Annotated in this window: 11 protein-coding genes; 4 read left to right on the top strand and 7 right to left on the bottom strand. The window is 63.6% G+C overall.

Annotation, left to right across the window (positions count from 1 at the left end):
- Positions 1-504: 504 nt before the first annotated feature.
- The 7 genes from Q0Q48_RS00520 to Q0Q48_RS00490 form a co-directional block, all read right to left on the bottom strand.
- The gene (locus Q0Q48_RS00520; RefSeq protein WP_295132233.1) at positions 505-1,170 is read right to left on the bottom strand and encodes a class I SAM-dependent methyltransferase; all 666 of its coding nucleotides are present in this window, start codon (positions 1,168-1,170) and stop codon (positions 505-507) included.
- Positions 1,171-2,375: 1,205 nt separating this feature from the next.
- Complete coding sequence (locus Q0Q48_RS00515; RefSeq protein ID WP_295132230.1) at positions 2,376-2,876, bottom strand: Mov34/MPN/PAD-1 family protein; 501 nt, start codon at positions 2,874-2,876, stop codon at positions 2,376-2,378.
- Positions 2,848-4,584 (bottom strand): ThiF family adenylyltransferase, encoded by a 1,737-nt coding sequence (locus tag Q0Q48_RS00510; protein ID WP_295132226.1) that lies wholly within the window; start codon positions 4,582-4,584, stop codon positions 2,848-2,850. Before Q0Q48_RS00510 ends, Q0Q48_RS00515 begins: the two co-directional genes overlap by 29 nt.
- Positions 4,584-5,645 (bottom strand): cyclic GMP-AMP synthase DncV-like nucleotidyltransferase, encoded by a 1,062-nt coding sequence (locus Q0Q48_RS00505; protein WP_295132224.1) that lies wholly within the window; start codon positions 5,643-5,645, stop codon positions 4,584-4,586. Before Q0Q48_RS00505 ends, Q0Q48_RS00510 begins: the two co-directional genes overlap by 1 nt.
- 23 nt (positions 5,646-5,668) lie before the next feature.
- On the bottom strand, positions 5,669-6,844 hold the full coding sequence (locus Q0Q48_RS00500) for a patatin-like phospholipase family protein (protein ID WP_295132221.1): 1,176 nt from the start codon (positions 6,842-6,844) through the stop codon (positions 5,669-5,671).
- Between the two features lie 57 nt (positions 6,845-6,901).
- Complete coding sequence (locus Q0Q48_RS00495) at positions 6,902-7,456, bottom strand: hypothetical protein (protein ID WP_295132218.1); 555 nt, start codon at positions 7,454-7,456, stop codon at positions 6,902-6,904.
- A 31-nt stretch (positions 7,457-7,487) separates the two neighbouring features.
- Positions 7,488-8,300, bottom strand: a complete 813-nt coding sequence (locus Q0Q48_RS00490; RefSeq protein ID WP_295132216.1) for a hypothetical protein — start codon at positions 8,298-8,300, stop codon at positions 7,488-7,490.
- A gap of 334 nt (positions 8,301-8,634) precedes the next feature.
- Here Q0Q48_RS00490 and Q0Q48_RS00485 point away from each other — a divergent pair, with 334 nt between their 5' ends.
- From Q0Q48_RS00485 to Q0Q48_RS00470, 4 genes are all read left to right on the top strand, one after another.
- Positions 8,635-10,752: a ParB/RepB/Spo0J family partition protein gene (locus tag Q0Q48_RS00485; protein ID WP_295132213.1), complete on the top strand. Its 2,118-nt coding sequence runs from the start codon at positions 8,635-8,637 to the stop codon at positions 10,750-10,752.
- A gap of 213 nt (positions 10,753-10,965) precedes the next feature.
- A complete protein-coding gene (locus Q0Q48_RS00480) occupies positions 10,966-15,300 on the top strand; it encodes a strawberry notch family protein (protein WP_295132208.1) in 4,335 nt (1,444 codons plus the stop codon).
- A gap of 11 nt (positions 15,301-15,311) precedes the next feature.
- Positions 15,312-16,352, top strand: coding sequence for a toprim domain-containing protein (locus Q0Q48_RS00475; RefSeq protein ID WP_295132204.1), 1,041 nt, complete (start codon positions 15,312-15,314; stop codon positions 16,350-16,352).
- A 301-nt stretch (positions 16,353-16,653) separates the two neighbouring features.
- Positions 16,654-17,589: a DUF2493 domain-containing protein gene (locus tag Q0Q48_RS00470; protein WP_295132202.1), complete on the top strand. Its 936-nt coding sequence runs from the start codon at positions 16,654-16,656 to the stop codon at positions 17,587-17,589.
- The last annotated feature ends 127 nt before the right edge of the window (positions 17,590-17,716 follow it).

The raw sequence follows: 17,716 nt of genomic DNA, 5'->3' as shown, positions 1-17,716 counted from the left end.
TCTCGCTACTCTCCCCAAAATAAAGGGCTACCCTATCTATCCCTGCCAGCCTGACCGACCCGATCCGTGAAAAGCTGAGGCAGCCAAGGCACACTCGCCCGTATGGAATCCGATAGGGCGCCATCCGGTGACCGCCTTGCGTCCGGTCCGCGCACAGCGGCGCAGCTCCATGCTCACGCCTGTGATCTTAGGCGGCTTTACTTACGTAGGCTCTTGCTCTTGTTCTACTGTGGGATGTCGAGTGGGCATCCTTTGTGCGAGAAGTAGCGCATGAACCCTTACGGACAAGGCCATCCTCACTTCGGGAGCAGGCATTGCAGGGCCGGCCTTGAGCCTTAGCGTAATGGCTCCAGCGATCCGGCTTCGGGCCGACCATTGTCGAGCGAACACCTAGACTTCGCGAAGGCGGGTGCGTGATTGACTTCCCGGGCACTGGAGTCGACGTGACAGAGCGAATAGGCACTGTGCCGTGACAACACCCCGTCACTCGGGGAAGTTCGCGCGTCACGATGGGCGGATCGCGCGATAGAGAGAGATTGAACCGCTAAGCGTTGGAATGACAACCGTTTCCTCCACGTTCCGGAAACCGGCGCCATGCATCAGCTCCGGCAGAACTCCACGCGCATTGGGTTCGGTGTTCAAGCGTCCATCGAGATTCTGGATTACGCTTCTGAAGAGAACTCGCATGAGGCGGGTGCGCTGACGGCCATAATCCGCAATGTGAAGCTCGCCGCCGGCACCGAGCGCAGCATACGTTGAGGCAAGCGCGGCCTTCTTTTCAGCCATCGGCACCTGATGAAACACGAGACTCGACAAGATCTTTGTCGGACGCCGTCCATCCAACAACTTTGCCGTCTGCCGCGCGAAGCCGACGTGAAGCTCGATCGAGAGGCCAGCGTCCACAAATCGTTTCCGCGCCCTCTCCAGCACGGCCGGGTCCGGATCAATCCCTATGAGCTGGACAGACGGCGCGGTCTTCCCCACCCGCACAAGAAGCGAACCCGTGCCACAGCCAATGTCGACGATTACGTCGGCAGGATCAGGGTGGAGCTGCTCGACAAGAGCACTCCGCCATCGGCCCTCGCGCGTCAGCACTGCGACACCGAAATCGTAGAAAGGCGTGAGCCAGTGATGTCCGGCAGCTGGCGTGTAGCTTACGTCTGACGGCATAATAGTCCCTCTCGGTTCTGCCACTGTGTATCTTGCAGCGCCTAGGTGGCCAGCCGGCAAGACGCGCCCCGTAGTGTTGAACGACTGCGCCTGCGCCACTCCTTTGAGCGCGCCAAGCGTCCCCGATCAGGCCTATCACCTGCTCATTCATAATTGGCCTCAAGTGCGTGGACTCAGTCGCTTGCTGTACCTACAGCCTGTAGCCACTACAGAATCAACTCCCGTGTGACATCAACATTGAAGCTGCGCGTGACGGATGAAGTCGCATCGGCCGCATCTCGTCGCTGTAGATCCGGCCGTTGGGAGCGCGGCCTGTCCTTCGACAATGCGCCGGCGCACTACGGACGTCGCCCTCGAAACGGCCGATGCGGCATTATTCAGGTCGGGTTGGCGATGTCGCCGCGCTTGTCAGCTTGTCGCGCGCGCGGCACTTTCGAACATATGGAAGAACATCACGCTCGCCCTCCACTTGAAAGGTGACTTTCTCGCCACGACTTGTCCTCCAAGCGACGCCGCTCTGTGTGGCGATTCTCGCCGACACGGCGCAACAGTCTTTGTCACGGCTAATGCCCTGCGTCTCCTGCGATTCGGGAGATGGCTTGGGTCGGTCTTTAAGTATCGACACTGAGACACCTTGCCATCTCGCCCCTTGCGCCCAACTGAATCGGCGTATGCAAGTGGGTACAGTAGCGATTGGACAGGGTCTCAAGGAGCTTGTGTGAAAATCGGTTACCCTAGCAACGAAGTGGGAATATCATGCAGTCAAAAATGGGCTGCAAGATGGGTATAATCAGTCGTATGGGAGTGACCAATGAATGTTGGTCTCAGTGGTTGCGGGCTCGCGCCTTGAATCTAGGCGGCCGCTGGGAGAAGCAAGTAAAGCTGGTTGCCCTCCCCCGCAACCACCTCAACCTGCGAAGTCAAGTTAGACAGAACAGCGGCCCCTAACGGGCGGCTTTTTTTGTGTTCGTAAGTTCGGATAGCTGCGTCCTCCCGCGACCACTTCAACTTGCGAAGGCCGTCAAGGAAATTAGCCGAGACATCAACATCGGCGTTGACGCTGAGCCGAACAACTCAACCCGCCGGCGTGCAGTTAGCGACGTTTGGGCATGTACGGCGAGCCATCTCGTGGGCCGGCGCGTTTGGGCGAAGTGTGGCGTCGCAGAAATACGTGCTTTTGTCGGCGTGAACGATCGCTGCGCTTCTCAGTAGTGAGCTTGGCACCTGCCGGGAGCCGAGCGGGCAGACGACTTCGTCAATCGCAGCTCAACGCTGTCTCGAGCGGCCACAAAGGCAATCAGTGAGTAGTCCAGCCAATACCGCCACCGGAGACGTACGATTAGCAGCATTGCAAAGGTAATGGGCGACCCAGGGGATTGGACAATGTCCGTCATGGTGGCGACGTCTTCGGCACTCGGCCTCACGGAGAACGAAGGGTGAGAGTGCCATTCGCCAAGATAGTTGAAGCGCTCGTAGTCCCGACCGGTGCGCTCGAAGAAATCATCGAGCGTCGCTCGATGAATCTGCGGGTCTCGGCGGAAGTGCGTGTGTGAGCCGGAAAAGCCATCGACTGAGAAGTCGACAATGCGAAAATGGTCGGGAGACAATTGTTCGGCCATAAGCATGCCGCCGATCTCACGACGGCCGGCCTTGCGAAGAGCTAGTCGAATGCGCCGTTCAACCTCCGGTGTCTGTTCGACCTTCATCCTTGGCCTTCTTCAAGAGCGCAACCATGAAATCGATGGCTTCCTCTGCTTTCTCTGGAGTGGATGTAGACCATGGTCCATCAGGAACGAAGTCGATCGGCCTAGTGTCGAAGGGGGCGGCAAAGATCCAGGCTGCAGCGAGACCAACGGCATAGGCCGGATGAGGAAAAGCCGATTCCGCGGGCTGAATCAACGTGTCGAGCGCCAGCCTCGTCGCATGCGCGGCGATCACGGCAACGTCGGCGTCATCCGCAATAAGAGGCCGATCGTCCGGGCCGGCCGCACCGTATTCACGATCGTCGCCGTGCCAAGGGACGCCCTGATCGTGGCACCAGGCAAGATATTGCCGCCGGGCCGAATGCGGCGGCGGCTCTTTATCAGGTCTCACCCTGGCTACAAAGCCACCAATGCCACCCGCGTAGACTTCCGCCCACACCATCGGGTGAAGACCGCTGCGCGCCGCCGCGGCGACAAAGTTGAAGGCGTGGGCATCTGCGGTGGCATCAATCAAGAGATCGCAGGTGGCCAACTTATCGAGCACGATTGCTGTGCCGCCCGAGGATTCTTGGCCGCCCAGCGCGACACGAAACGCTCGCACCTTTATGCCTGACGCCAGGGCCAGCAAGCGAGCCTCGAGCGCTTCTACCTTGTGGGCGCCGACACTGCCTCCGTCGAGCTCGTGACGCAGCAAATTGCCCGGCTTCAGGATGTCATCGTCTATTAGGACGATTGCGCCCACACCGCACCGGGCAAGACTTGCGGCAATCTTCGAGCCGAGCGACCCGCAGCCGACAAGCCCCACCTTTTTTGACTGAAGCGTTGCGTAGCTGGGTGGTAAGCGGCCGCCCACGTCGTCCGAGAAGTCGGCGGTCTGGTAGGGAATCACATGCCGTTCGCCGGCCTTCGGATATGAAAAGAACGCTCGTGCCGAATGCTCGGTCGCGAGCACCACAAAGCGGTTCGAATGATCATCAAAGAACTCCGCTGGCGTTCCGCCAGCGTCTTGGACCAATCGCTCCAATGCCGCGTGGTCTGGCCGTGTGGGCACGCTGTCGAGAGTTGCGACGCGCAGCAGGAGGCATGCTTCACCGGCAGTTCCAGGGACGGATAGGCCCGTTTCGAGCCAGTCTGGTGCTGTTTCCGAGCCAAGTCGTCCAACATGCGCCGTCCAGATTTTTTTCGGGGGCTGCGCTTCCTTAACGAAGCCTTGCTGAATGCTGGGGCAGGGAAGGGTACCCACATGCTCGAGTAGGCTTCGCGTCACCAAGAACCGAAATGTCTGGCTTCGCAAGTCCTGACCAATTGATGTGCGATGTGCTGAAGGCGCCGGTGCCCGGTGCTGCGTGTCAGGATCTTCGGCCACCAAGAGCCTGTGAGCGCTCTCGATCATCATCGCGCCGCTAAAGGCAGGGTCCCAATTGTCGGCCCGGTACTCAAGGCAAAGCTCGCCGCCGTCGCCATACTGATGCCCAGATAGGCGCCGGCCGTCTCGTGGCGTGATTTGCGGAGGTGCTGCCGGAAACAACGCCGGATAAGTCAGCAGAAATGGATGGGTTACTCCGCTGACCGTGATGTCGAAGTCGAAACCAAGCCTAAACGCCGGAAGCGCCCGAGGTACTGCGGTTGTGAGCCACGAATGGTCGATCTGCAGCCTCTCGATGGCTGCAACTTCCTGCTTCAGGCGGACAGGATCCTGCACCCACCACATCAGCCAAATCCACGCGGCTTGTCATCAACGCGAGGCGCCTTCGGGAAAGCCAGCGGAGCTGCCGCCGGCACGACAGTACCAACGCCCAACAGGCTCGCCCCAGCCTGCGCCCGCGACTCCGCCCGGTCACTGAAGAAGGTGGTTGCAAACACCTTGTCCCAGCACTTCAAGGCTTGTTGCCGCGTGCACCCGTACTCAAAGAGCGGCGCCAAATTATCGATTGTTTCCGAAAGCTTATCGCGCAGAAATCGTGCACGCGCATCGTCTGGGCCGGAGGTGATTGTTTCGTTCGGCGTGACAGGGTGATCGATTACGAGAGATCCGCGCAGCCGATCCCGGATTGCGACCATCGTATTGTAAAGCGCTCTGTCCTCCCGGCCGGCATCGGCACGATAACGCTCCGTCACCAGTTTGGTGATGCCGAAGCCGCTCAGGACCTGGCCCTTCCAGCTGTCGCGGCTGCGGGCATATTTCTTGATCAGCCGCACGATGCGGCGAAGCTGCCGTCCGTTGCCGGTATCGGGGCTCTGGCGGTCGTTCTCGGCCTCGAACCACGACGCAACGGCGCGCGCATCCGAGCGCTTCCAATCGCTCGCCGCGAGCTCGTAGTGATACGTTTCATTCCCCCAGAGGTTCTTGGTCGTGACGCGTCGATAGACCGGTACGTCGACATGAAAACCGGCTTCGTAATAGACCCGCACGCAGTTTTTCCGGACCTCCGGCGGTTTCTTAAACGATCCATCATCTAGAGCGTCCCGCACCATCTGACGCGCCTGCAGAGCAGACATTTCCGCACCGCGCTCGCCGACGAGATCTTCCTTGTGAAAATAGACGCCGTCGTCGATGTCGTAGTCCTTGCCGGGATGCTGCGTCATGGTCTTCATGGCGTAGCTTCCCTGAACGACGAACTCCCGCGGCGCAGGCTTCCCCGCGCTGCTGAGACCTTTCTTGAGACGATCGCGATTGGCGTTTCGCCGGTTGCGCATATCGGTCTGCTCTGCCTGCGGCAAGGTCACCTTCTCGTTGTGATATGCCAATAGGTCCTTTGCACAATCGAACATGTTCTACGTCCTCTTTCCTGTTGCTAGCCTGCCACCGTGTTTGCTGTCTTCGACGACCCCTCGGTGACTGGCTCGGTACGTGGCGGCGCCGAGCTGAACAGCGCGCAAATCAGAGCCGCCTCTGGATCGCTGTTCGCATACGCACATTTGCTGTTGGTCATGTCGGCGTCCGTGCGCGCCTGGTTGACGAGGGCCTGAATTGCCTCGGGGCGCGTCTCGTCCAGACCGAGATAGGGGATCAGGGCAGCTGGCACCCTTTCACTGGGGAAACGGATGATCGTGCACTTGCGGTCGACGTGACGCGCCAGCTTCTTGGCGACATGGTCGAACGCGAATTGCTGGGCGTCGATGGAAAGCGCGGCCGCTTCGCCGCCGAATTTCCATTCAGCCAGGCCGCGATGAGTGGCGTATTTCGAGATTTGCTCGCCTGCCGGCATCGGGCAGGTCCCAAGGCAGAAGATCTCGATTTCCTGACCGGATTTGGTGAGATCGAGCGCATCGACCAGACCGACCAGTACAGGATTGTTCGCCCACAACCCGCCATCAACGAACATGTTGAAACCGTCGGTCTCGTCCCGGAACTGGTTCAGCGCATCTTGCTCGTTGGCTGGCGCGACTGTTGCAGGATGGTTGACGGCCGCAAGCGAGCGGTACACGGGAGCTGCCGATGTTGCGAGGCAAACATCCACCAAGCTGTAGTTGTCGTCGCGATGATTGGTCCCGGGAAGGTGCGGGGTCTTGAACACCCACGCCCGATGCTGGCTCATCTCGACCGCAGGGATGGCGAGAGCAATGCGCCGCTCGGTGTAGATCTGGCCCATCGTCTTCTGGCCGAGCTGAGCTTGGAGCGCCGCGCGCAGGCTTTCAGTACCGGCTGCCAATGCAGCCGGTCGCTTGTAGAGATCAACGATCGCACTGCCCAAGCCGGAAGGCATTGCCCGTGGAAAGATGCTCGCCCCGTATCGCCGGTAGAGCGCCACGACGTTCTTCAACGGCACGTCGGCGGCGAGCGCGCAGGCGATGATCCCACCGGTGCTGGTGCCGACGATCAGATCAAAGGCCGCTCCAATATCGAGAGCAGAAACATTGCGCTGCCGCGCAAAAGTCGCTGCGACAAGATCCAGATAGGTCGCGGTATACGTTCCGCGCATCCCTCCGCCATCCAGACTAAGGACTCTAAAGGGCCGCCTCTCAGTCATGATCGGTGCTCGCAATTTTCTCGTTCATTGAATCCACTTAACGGCAGTTAAAAAAAATCAGCCCACCCGCTGATACACAAACTCGACTCCACCTGAATTCGCGGCACTCTCTCGCCGGAGCAAAAATCCCTGCTCCCAGAGCTGTTTGAATTTCATGCTCGCATTCGCGATCGTCATATCGCTCTTGCTCTCCGCAAACTCGGCAGCGCGCACAGTTGGGTGACGCAATGCAAACTGAAAAGCCTCCCGGCAACCCTGGGTCGGTTCCGCTCCAATAAGCCGGCCCGTCCTTCCCTCCCACACGAGAAGCGGTTGGCCCTTCCTTGCCGCTGCAGCATCCCAATTCTCGATCAGATCGGGGTCAGTCAAGTCGATCAGACAAAAGCCTTTGCTTCCACGATATCGCCGCGCAATCTCAACCACCGTTTCCGAAGCGAACGATATGTCGACCCGCTTGACGTCCTTCATGGAGATCTTGAACACTAGTGTTCCTGTGTTTTCTTCCACCGATCCGAGCAGACGCTGATAGACCTCGCGTCCCTGTGCACGCCCCCAACCTTCTGGGCGATCCATGATTTCACGCAGGGCAAGCACGCGAACGTCCTCGTTCATTTAATCCATTTAATCAGACTTGGCCGATAAATCAACCCCCTAGCTTGAATCCGAACCCAATGTGCGTGCCCCACATGAGCGGAAGCCCGTCGTAACAGTCCGCAGTGTTGACCTTGTAGGCGCCTCGCGCGGGTAACAGCACGACGCGCTGACGAGGCAGTCGCACATCGAGAACGGCTTGAAATTTGATGGCTTTGGCGGCGCTTCCCTTCAGCCCGCAGCCCCGATCGGGACCGTGCCGAGACAGTCCCTGCCGAAATATTTCGACAAGCAGTTGGGTATCGGAAAGGCCTGTGAGCCTCGGAAATTCATTTCCTATGGTCGGCCGGAGCGTTTGCATGATCCCAAGACCGCTGTCCGACACTGCCACCGAGAGCCGATCGCCCTTCGGATAGACCTGTAGCGCCGCGTATCCGTCCAGGAGGGTGCTGCTATGGGAGAAGACGTTGTCGATCAGTTCGGCAAAGATGGTCCATGCCGCGCCCTCGAGCTCGGCTGCGTCCGCCCGAGTGTGGCAAGAACGCATGAGAGCGGCGGTCAGGCGGGTAGGAAGGTCTTCGTCGCGCTCATCCTTGCTAATACGCGCGATCTCGACCAGGGCCGCGTTACCTCCCCGGTGGGCTTCTGCCGCTGAATAGCCTGGCCGAGACGGGAACACTTCGACTTCAGGCGCGAGATGGTCGAAGAAGCCCATCCGATTGAGGTATCCCATTGTCCCGGTATCGCCCTCTTCGAATTTCATGCGCACGCGTCGTGTTGTCGCCGCCAGTTGATTGGCGAGGGACAGAAAGCGGATTGCCGCTTCGACCATGATCTTGCAGCCGCTGGGGACTTCGAATGTCACCTCGAATGTCCCCGAATCATGGGGGCCGCAAGACGCGCGCAGCGCCAAATCAAAGCGCGAGGCGTTGATCCATTGGGCCGGAAACCGAACTTCGCAGTGCAATGACTACCTATTCAGAAGGACAGGGCGCAACTCATGATAGCACACGGTTCGTGGGGATTACCCACTTTGCTTGCGCGTCCTTGTTCGTCAGCCGCGTTTGTCCTTGGACTCTAGGCAGCGGCGTCCTGTCTTCCTGGTCATCGCAACGGAGAGTGAGAGGGCTGCGCCGGCTTCCGTGACGGATTGGAGGTCGAGAGAAAGTCTCCCGGCCGTCCGTCGCGGAGTATCCCTCATGGCAAAGGCCGTTCAGAAGATCACCCTCAGCGCCTCGCGCGACATCCCCTTCAACCAGCTGGTGCTCAGCCAGTCCAACGTCCGGCGCCTGAAGGCCGGCGTCTCGGTCGAGGACCTGGCTGAGGACATCGCCCGGCGCGGGCTCCTGCAAAGCCTCAACGTCCGGCCGGTCCTCGACGAAGGTGTCGAGACCGGCCAGTTCGAGATCCCGGCCGGCGGCCGCCGCTACCGGGCCCTTGAGCGCCTCGTGAAGCAGAAGCGCCTGTCGAAGACGGCGTCGATCCCCTGCATCGTGCGCGATCCAAAAGGCGAGATCTCGGCGGAGGAGGATTCGCTGGCGGAGAATGTTCAGCGTGTCGCCCTGCATCCGCTGGATCAATTTCGTGCCTTCAAGGCGTTGCGCGACCAGGGCGCCGGCGAGGAGGAAATCGCCGCTCGCTTCTTCGTCGCGCCCGCCGTGGTGAAGCAGCGGCTGCGCTTGGCCGCCGTGTCTGGGAAGCTGCTCGGGATCTATGCCGAGGACGGCATGACCCTGGAGCAGCTCATGGCCTTCACCGTCAGCACAGACCATGCCCGGCAGGAGCAGGTCTGGGAGGCGCTGCAGCAGTCCTACAACAAGGAGCCCTACCTGATCCGCCGCCAGCTCACCGAGAGCGCCGTGCGCGCGTCGGACCGCCGCGCGCGGTTCGTCGGACTCGATGCTTACGAGGCAGCAGGCGGCATAGTCCTGCGCGATCTGTTCGAGGACGACGGAGGCGGCTGGCTTCAAGACGTGGCCCTGCTCGATCGCCTTGCCACTGAGAAGCTGGCGACAGAGGCCGAGAAGACGGCCGCCGAAGGCTGGAAGTGGATCGAGGTGGCCGTCGACTTCCGCTACGGGCATGCGCAGCACCTTCGGCGGCTCGACGGCGTGGAGGTCGAACTCACTCCGGCCGAGCAGGCGAGGTTCGACGCCCTGACCGCCGAGCAGGCGAAGCTAGAGGGCGAGTACGAAGGCGCCGACGAGCTGCCAGACGAGGTCGACACGCGGCTGGGCGAGATCGAGCAAGCGCTTGTCGCCTTCGAGAATCGCCCTGTCCGCTACGAGCCAGCCGAGATCGCGCGAGCCGGTGTGTTCGCCAGCATCGATGCCGACGGACACCTTGCGGCCGACCGCGGCTACGTCCGACCGGAAGACGAGCCGGCGCTGTCCGGCAGTGAAGACCCGGCGACAGGGGAGATCGGCGGGGCGGATGATGCGGCGCCTGCCACTCACGCCCAGCGTACCGTAATCACCATCGGAGGCGAACAACCGGACGACGACGGCGACGATGATGTGATCAAGCCTCTGCCGGAACGACTCGTGAGCGAGCTGACGGCTCATCGCACCCTGGCTCTGCGGGACGCGGTGGCGAACAACCCGCAGGTCGCCCTCACATCGTTACTACACAAGCTTTGCCTCGACACCTTCCAGCACAGCTCGCCAGGCGCGTGCCTCGAGGCTTCGGTGCGGCACGTGTTCTTCCCTGTCCAGGCGGCCGATTTGAAGGACAGCCCCTCGGCCAAGGCGGCCGCCGAACGCCACGAAGCCTGGAAGGCCGAGCTGCCCAAGGACGCCGCCGCCCTTTGGGATTGGCTCGCGGCCCTCGACGACAATCGCCGCGCCGCGCTCCTCGCACATTGCGTGTCGTTCGGCGTGAACGCCCTCTACGAGAAGAGCGACCGCTACGGCGGACCGGGCGTCTCGGCGCACGGTGTGCAGCAGCGGATCGCCCAGGCCGATCGGCTAGCCCGCGCCCTCGGTCTCGACATGGTCGAGGTCGGCTGGCGGCCGACGGTCGACAACTATCTCGGCCGCGTCACCAAGCCCCGCATCCTGGAGGCAGTACGGGAGGCCAAGGGCGACCAGGCAGCACAGCTCATCGACCATCTGAAGAAGGCCGAGATGGCCAAGGAGGCCGAGCGGCTGCTCGACGGCACCGGCTGGCTGCCTGAACCGCTGCGGCTCGCCGACAGCGAGGACGTGTTGGACACACCTGCCGAGTCGGCCGAAGAGCTTCCCGCTTTTCTAGCCGACGGCGAAAGGCAGGCTTCCGTGACGGAAGATTCCGATCCAACTGCCATTGCCGCCGAGTAGCGCGAACGCCGCGAGCGGCCTGGGCCGCCGCGCGCTTTCGCCACCCATCGTTGGACAAGCCCGGCCGCCTTGCCGGGCTTTTTCATTGAGGGATTCCTCACCTTCGAGGCGCAAGGGGAGAGGGAGAGGACGGCCGGGACGGGTTTGAGCCGGCTGGGTCCAGAGAGAGCGCCTTCCGGTCCGGATCGTTCTCGCTCTCCCGAGGTCTCCTCCATGTCGAATGTCTCCCTCCCGGCGGCCGCGCCCGCGCCGCTGCGCTCGCTCGCCGGCGTTCCTGCGGATCCGTCCGCCGGCATTGCCGCGGCCGCACAACTTCTTCTCCCTCACCTCGAGCGTGGCAGCCGCATCGATGCGGTCATCCTGCGCGCAGCCATGGAGCACGTCTTCGGCGGCTCCGATGCGGCCGGCGCCTGGGACTGGAAGACCGCCTACGAGGCCTGCGAGGCGGCGACCGTGCTGTTCATGCGCAAGTTCGGCCCGGCCATTCGGGCACGGGCTGGGTCTCCGGCTGCTGAACTGTCCATGCTCAACAAGATCGCGGCACTTCTTCCCACTCATACCCGCCGATCCGAGGAGAGCCAGGCGCTGCAGCAATTCTCGACGCCGCTCGCGCTCGGGTTTGTCGCCGCCAGCGCCGCTGCGATCGGCCCGGCCGATCTCATGCTCGAGCCCTCGGCCGGCACGGGCCTGTCCGCCATCTTCGCGGAGCTTGCGGGCAGTGGGCTGCACTTGAACGAGCTGGCGGAGACCCGCGCGGCTTTGCTCGGGCGGCTGTTTCCCGCTGTCGCGACGACACGCTACGACGCGGCTCACATCCACGACCATCTCGACGAGGCCGTGCGTCCGAGCGTCGTGCTGATGAACCCGCCGTTCTCGGTCGCGGCGCATGTCGATGGCACCGTGGCGGACGCTGCCCTTCGCCATGTGTCCTCGGCGCTTGCGCGACTCGCCGACGGCGGCCGCCTGGTCGCGATCACCAGTGCCAGCCTCTCGCCGGACTATCCGTCGTGGCGTGAGGCCCTCGTCCGTCTGCAGGAACGCGGCCGGGTCGTGTTCAGCGCTGCCGTCGACGGTCGCGTTTATGCCCGTCACGGCACCGCGGTCGAGACCCGGCTGACGGTTATCGATCGCGTGCCTGCCGATGATCCGAGATCGTTTCCGGCATCACCATGTATGGCGCCCGACGTCGCCACCTTGCTTCAATGGGTGACGTCGAATGTTCCACCTCGCTTGCCTGTTGAGGGTACGGCAGTGGTTCCGGCATCCGTCAGTCTCGTCGCAATCAGACCGAGCCGACGGACTGCACGACAGCCGCTCGCTGTTGCTGGCAGTTCGCTCGAGCGAGCGGCCACCGAACTTGCTTACGAGACCGTCGACTGGAAGCCGGCCGAGGGCGGCAGCCTCACCGAAGCGCTGTATGAAGGGTACGACCTGCAGTCGATCCGAATCGCCGGCGCCCTTCCGCATCCGACGCGGCTCGTGCAATCCGCGGCGATGGCCTCGGTCGCGCCACCCAAGCCCTCTTACCGGCCACACCTGCCGGCCGATGCCGTCAGCGTCGGCATGCTGTCCGATGCGCAGCTCGAGAGCGTCATCTATGCGGGCGAGGCGCATGCGGGCTGTCTCGCCGGATCGTGGGTCGTGGACGAGACCTTCGACACTGTCTTCGCCGCACCCGACGATGCCACCAACGCCGTGCGCTTTCGGCGTGGCTGGATGCTGGGCGACGGCACTGGCGCTGGGAAGGGCCGCCAGGTTGCCGGCATCCTTTTGGACAACTGGCTAAAAGGCCGCCGTCGGGCGGTGTGGATCTCGAAGTCCGACAAGCTGATCGAGGATGCCCAGCGTGACTGGGCGGCGCTGGGCATGGAGCGCTTGCTGGTGACGCCGCTCGCCCGCTTCCGCCAGGGAACGCCGATCCGGCTCGAGCAGGGGATCCTTTTTGCCACCTACGCCACGCTACGGACCGACGCGCGTGAGGAAAGGGTTTCGCGGGTCCGGCAGATCGTCGATTGGCTGGGATCGGACTTCGATGGAGTGATCGTGTTCGACGAGAGCCACGCCATGGCCAATGCTGCCGGCGGCAAGGGTGAGCGCGGCGACCAGGCGCCGTCGCAGCAAGGCCGTGCCGGTCTGCGGCTGCAGCATGCGCTGCCCAGCGCCCGGGTCGTGTATGTCTCGGCCACCGGGGCCACCACTGTGCACAATCTCGCCTACGCGCAGCGGCTCGGACTGTGGGGCGGCGAGGACTTTCCGTTCGCCACGCGCGCCGAGTTCGTGCAGGCGATTGAGGCCGGCGGCGTAGCGGCAATGGAGGTTCTTGCTCGCGATCTCAAGGCGCTCGGCCTCTACGCTGCCCGATCCCTGTCGTACGAGGGGGTCGAATACGAGCTCGTCGAGCACACGCTCGCGCTTGAGCAGATCCGCGTCTACGACGCGTATGCCGGCGCCTTCCAGATCATCCACAACAATCTCGACGCCGCGCTTCAGGCCGCCAACGTCACCGGCGAGCGTGGCACGCTCAATGCGCAGGCCAAGTCCGCGGCGAGGTCGGCCTTCGAGTCCGCCAAGCAGCGGTTCTTCTCCCATCTCATCACGTCGATGAAGACGCCGACCCTGATCCGGGCGATCGAGCGTGATCTGGAAGCGGGACATGCCGCCGTCATCCAGATCGTCTCGACCGGCGAAGCGCTTATGGAGCGTCGGCTGGCCGACATTCCGACCGAGGAGTGGGGCGACGTCCAGGTCGACATCACACCGCGCGAGTATGTGCTCGATTACCTGGCGCACAGTTTCCCGACCCAGCTCTTCGAGCCGTTCACGGACAGCGAGGGCAATCTCTCCTCGCGGCCGGTCTATCGCGACGGCCAGCCCGTGCAGTGCCGGGATGCCGTCGAGCGCCGTGACCGCCTGATCGAGCGGCTGGCCTCGCTCGCTCCGGTCCAGGGTGCCCTCGACCAGATCGTGCAGCGATTCGGCACTGACACTGTCGCCGAGGTGACGGGCCGGTCCCGGCGAATCGTCCGCAAGGGAGATCGGCTGTGCGTCGAGAACCGTCCAGGGTCCGCCAATCTCGCTGACGCGCAGGCCTTCATGGACGACGACAAGCGCATCCTGGTGTTCAGCGATGCCGGCGGGACCGGCCGCTCCTACCACGCCGACCTTTCAGCCCGGAACCAGCGCCTGCGGGTCCACTACCTGCTGGAGGCCGGCTGGAAGGCGGACACGGCCATCCAGGGGCTGGGACGCAGCAACCGCACCAACCAGGCGCAGCCGCCGCTGTTTCGGCCGATCGCCACCGACGTGAAGGCCGAGAAGCGCTTCCTGTCGACCATCGCCCGCCGGCTCGACACTTTGGGCGCCATCACCAAAGGCCAGCGCCAGACCGGCGGCCAGGGACTGTTCCGGGCCGACGACAATCTCGAGTCCCCCTATGGCCGAGCGGCGTTGCGGCAGCTCTACCTCCTGCTGTTCGCCGGCAAGGTTCCAGGCTGCTCGCTGGAGGCCTTTCAGGGCGCCACCGGACTGCATCTGACCGATCAAGACGGCAGCCTGCGCGAGGAGCTGCCGCCGATCACGACCTTCCTCAATCGGCTGCTGGCACTCACCATCGAGTTGCAGAACACACTGTTCGGCGTCTTTGAGGGGCTGCTGCGAGCGAAGATTGAGGGGGCACGGGCCTCAGGTACCTACGACGTCGGCATCGAGACGCTGACGGCCGAGAGCCTGACGGTGATCCAGCGGCAGGTCGTCCATGTCCATCCGACGACCGGCGCCGAGACGCAGGTGTTCACAGTCCGCCGCCGAGAGCGCAACCAGCCTCTCGCCCTGACCGAGGCATTGGACCGGGCCGGCGATCCGCGCGCGGTCCTGCTCGTCAATGCGCAGTCGGGCCGGGCGGCGGTACAGGTCCCGGCGCCGAGCGTCATGCTGGATGATGGCGAGGTGGAACGCCGCGTCCGGCTCGTGCGTCCGATGGAGCGGACAGCCCTTTCGGTAGCGGCCCTTGAGCAGTCGCACTGGCAGCGGTCGGATCAAGCTGCCTTTGCTCAAGCCTGGGCGCGCGAACTCGCCGAGATACCTCATTACACGGAGAGCGAGCTCCATATCGTCACTGGCCTGCTGCTGCCGATCTGGAAGCGGCTGCCGGACGAGTCCATGCGGGTCTACCGGCTGCAGACCGATGCCGGCGAGCGCGTCATCGGCCGCTTGGTTTCGCCAGCATGGGTGGCGCAGGCCGTAAGCGCCGATGACGTGAGCCTCGCGTCAGCGGATGCCTGGACCGCCGTGCTCGACGGTCGGACCATCCTCGAGCTGCAGGATGGGCTGAGCGTGCGCCGCTCCAAGGTGATGGGCCTGTTCCGGGTGGAACTCTGCGGCTTCACCGACGGGATGGTCGATCGCCTGAAGGCGATGGGGCTGATCTCCGAGATCATCGCCTGGAAGCTCCGCCTGTTCGTGCCGACCGGCGCCACCGGCCCTTCGATCCTCGCCCCGTTGGTCGAGCGCTACCCGATCGTGCGCATCACCGATCGAGCCGCGGCTTGAGAAGGGCAGTCATGCCATCGCACGCCGCGGACCTGGCCCGCCGCCTCGCGCGCAATGCCGAGGCGGTGTGCCGTCACTATCTCTCCAACGGCCGTCGCGAGGGCCGCTACTGGCTGATCGGCGATGTCGCCAACACCCGGGGCCGCAGCCTGTTCGTGCGCTTGAGCGGCCCGGACCATGGCAAGGGAGCGGCCGGAAAATGGACCGACTCCGCCACCGGGCAGCATGGCGATCTTCTCGACCTGATCGCCCTCAATCGCGGCTTCGATCGCCTGCGCGATACCCTGGACGAGGCACGGACGTTCCTGGCTTTGCCTCCGGACCTCCTCATTGCCCGGCAGGATCGATATCCTGCACCTCGTGGCTCGCCGGAATCCGCTCGCCGTCTCTATGCCATCTCTCGGCCGATCACGGGCACCTTGGCGCAGAGCTACCTGCACAGTCGCGGCATCACGACTGTGTCCCATGGCGATCCGCTACGATTCCATTCACGCTGCTACTATCGGCCCGACGAGGACAGCCCGAGCGAGACCTGGCCGGCACTGATAGCCGCAGTCACCGATCCTGGCGGCACGATCACCGGAGCACACCGCACCTGGCTCGATCCGTCAGGTCACGACAAGGCGCCCATCGACTCGCCGCGACGGGCCATGGGCCATCTTCTCGGGCATGGTGTCCGCTTCGGTCTGGCCGACGACGTGATGGCCGCCGGGGAGGGGATCGAGACCATGCTGTCGCTGCGCATGATCGTGCCGACCCTGCCGATGGTGGCGGCACTCTCGGCCAACCACCTCGCCGCGCTGCTGCTTCCACCGACGCTGCGCCGTCTCTATGTCGCTCGCGATGCCGACCCGGCGGGTGATGCTGCGATGGCCACCCTGTGCAACCGCGCCGACGCCGCCGGGATCGAGCCGTTCGTCCTGTCGCCCTGCCTCGACGACTTCAACGAGGATCTCCGCCACCTGGGAATCGAATGGCTCCGGGCATCTCTGCGTCAACAGTTCATCCCGCAGGACGTGGAGCGCTTTCTGGCCTCGGCCGTGACGGCATGAGCACGGACAATGTGAATCGTTTCGTGTTCGGTCGCTCCGCTGCCCTTCGGATCGGAGGGGAGCGCGCCCCGGCCTTCTAAGAGGGCGATCGGACGGCAGCCAGCCCGTTCCCGCAACGGCGGTCCTGCGGCTTTCTTCCCCTGCCGGCTGCGCCGGCATTCCTCGCGAGGCAAGAAAGCCTCGGCCCGCCGTCCTCCGCTGCGCTCCGGCCGCAAGCGCGGTGCGGGACCGTTCCGCCTGCCGTCTGTCGACGCCCACGAAGGCCGCGATGGGCGCGGCCGATCCGACAAAGGACAGCATCATGGCGACCCACAACGATCCTGACTTCGAGCCCGTGCACGGCTCATCCCCGACTGACCACGCCCTCACCGAGCTGCAGCTCTTTGGCCACCGTCCTTTCCAGGACGAGCCCGACCCCCGGCCGCTGCCGGAAGCCAACATCATCACCGGCGCCGTCGTCGACATCTTCGATGCGCTGGTCTCGTCCCTCACTGACACCCGCCTCGAGCCCGACCTCGAAGACCTGCTGTGGTCGACCGTCAACCTGTTCCATCGCGCCGTCGACCGGATCGAACGCGAGCTCGACGGCAATGAGCAGGCGCAGCGGCGTAGCCAGAAGGAGCAGAACGGCTCGGAGATCCGCTCGGTCGAGCTGGAGCGCCTCGTCGCCGAGGGCCTGACTTTCATCGAGCGCCGCAATGCCATGGAAATCTTCCGGGACCAGGCCGCCGAACGCTTCGAGGTCCACACCGGCTCGACCTGGCGGCCACGCACCGGCTCGATGGTCAACCACCGGGCTCTCACCGCCGCGATGATCGACAGTCGCGAGTTCCTGAATGCGCGGCGACGCGCCGAGACTGAACTTCTCGTTCCGGTCGGACCCAAGATCGCCTTTACTGGCGGTGCTGACTTCAACGACCACCAGCTCATCTGGAGCACGCTCGACAAGGTCCGCGTCAAGCATCCCGACATGGTGCTGCTGCACGGCGGCTCGCCAACCGGCGCGGAGCGGATCGCCGCTCGCTGGGCCGAAAGCCGCAAGGTCACCCACGTTCCGTTCAAACCCGACTGGAACTGTCACGCCAAGGCCGCACCCTTCAAGCGCAACGACCAGATACTGGAAGTCCTGCCGATCGGCGTCATCGTGTTCCCAGGCTCGGGCATCCAGGAAAACCTTGCCGACAAGGCGCGCAAGCTTGGCATCCCGGTCTGGCGCTTTGGTTCGGGTGGCGCGTGAGCGCCACCTCTTTCCTGCGCCCACGGGGATGGCCGACCCGTGAGAGCAAGAGGAAGGCCGCGAGCGGGTGAGCCGCCGGGCCTCAAGAGAGAGCGGGCAGCGGCTCGCCCTTTACGGCTCTCCAGGA

Source organism: uncultured Reyranella sp. (genome assembly GCF_945957355.1).
In the GTDB taxonomy this organism is placed as follows: domain Bacteria; phylum Pseudomonadota; class Alphaproteobacteria; order Reyranellales; family Reyranellaceae; genus Reyranella.
This window is presented reverse-complemented; position numbering and strand designations above follow the sequence as displayed.

What these genes read in the sequence shown, in the direction of transcription:
- Q0Q48_RS00520 (WP_295132233.1), bottom strand. Translation starts at nt 1,170, where the DNA reads ATGCCGTCAGACGTAAGCTACACGCCAGCTGCCGGACATCACTGGCTC.
- Q0Q48_RS00515 (WP_295132230.1), bottom strand. Translation starts at nt 2,876, where the DNA reads ATGAAGGTCGAACAGACACCGGAGGTTGAACGGCGCATTCGACTAGCT.
- Q0Q48_RS00510 (WP_295132226.1), bottom strand. Translation starts at nt 4,584, where the DNA reads ATGTGGTGGGTGCAGGATCCTGTCCGCCTGAAGCAGGAAGTTGCAGCC.
- Q0Q48_RS00505 (WP_295132224.1), bottom strand. Translation starts at nt 5,645, where the DNA reads ATGTTCGATTGTGCAAAGGACCTATTGGCATATCACAACGAGAAGGTG.
- Q0Q48_RS00500 (WP_295132221.1), bottom strand. Translation starts at nt 6,844, where the DNA reads ATGACTGAGAGGCGGCCCTTTAGAGTCCTTAGTCTGGATGGCGGAGGG.
- Q0Q48_RS00495 (WP_295132218.1), bottom strand. Translation starts at nt 7,456, where the DNA reads ATGAACGAGGACGTTCGCGTGCTTGCCCTGCGTGAAATCATGGATCGC.
- Q0Q48_RS00485 (WP_295132213.1), top strand. Translation starts at nt 8,635, where the DNA reads ATGGCAAAGGCCGTTCAGAAGATCACCCTCAGCGCCTCGCGCGACATC.
- Q0Q48_RS00480 (WP_295132208.1), top strand. Translation starts at nt 10,966, where the DNA reads ATGTCGAATGTCTCCCTCCCGGCGGCCGCGCCCGCGCCGCTGCGCTCG.
- Q0Q48_RS00475 (WP_295132204.1), top strand. Translation starts at nt 15,312, where the DNA reads ATGCCATCGCACGCCGCGGACCTGGCCCGCCGCCTCGCGCGCAATGCC.
- Q0Q48_RS00470 (WP_295132202.1), top strand. Translation starts at nt 16,654, where the DNA reads ATGGCGACCCACAACGATCCTGACTTCGAGCCCGTGCACGGCTCATCC.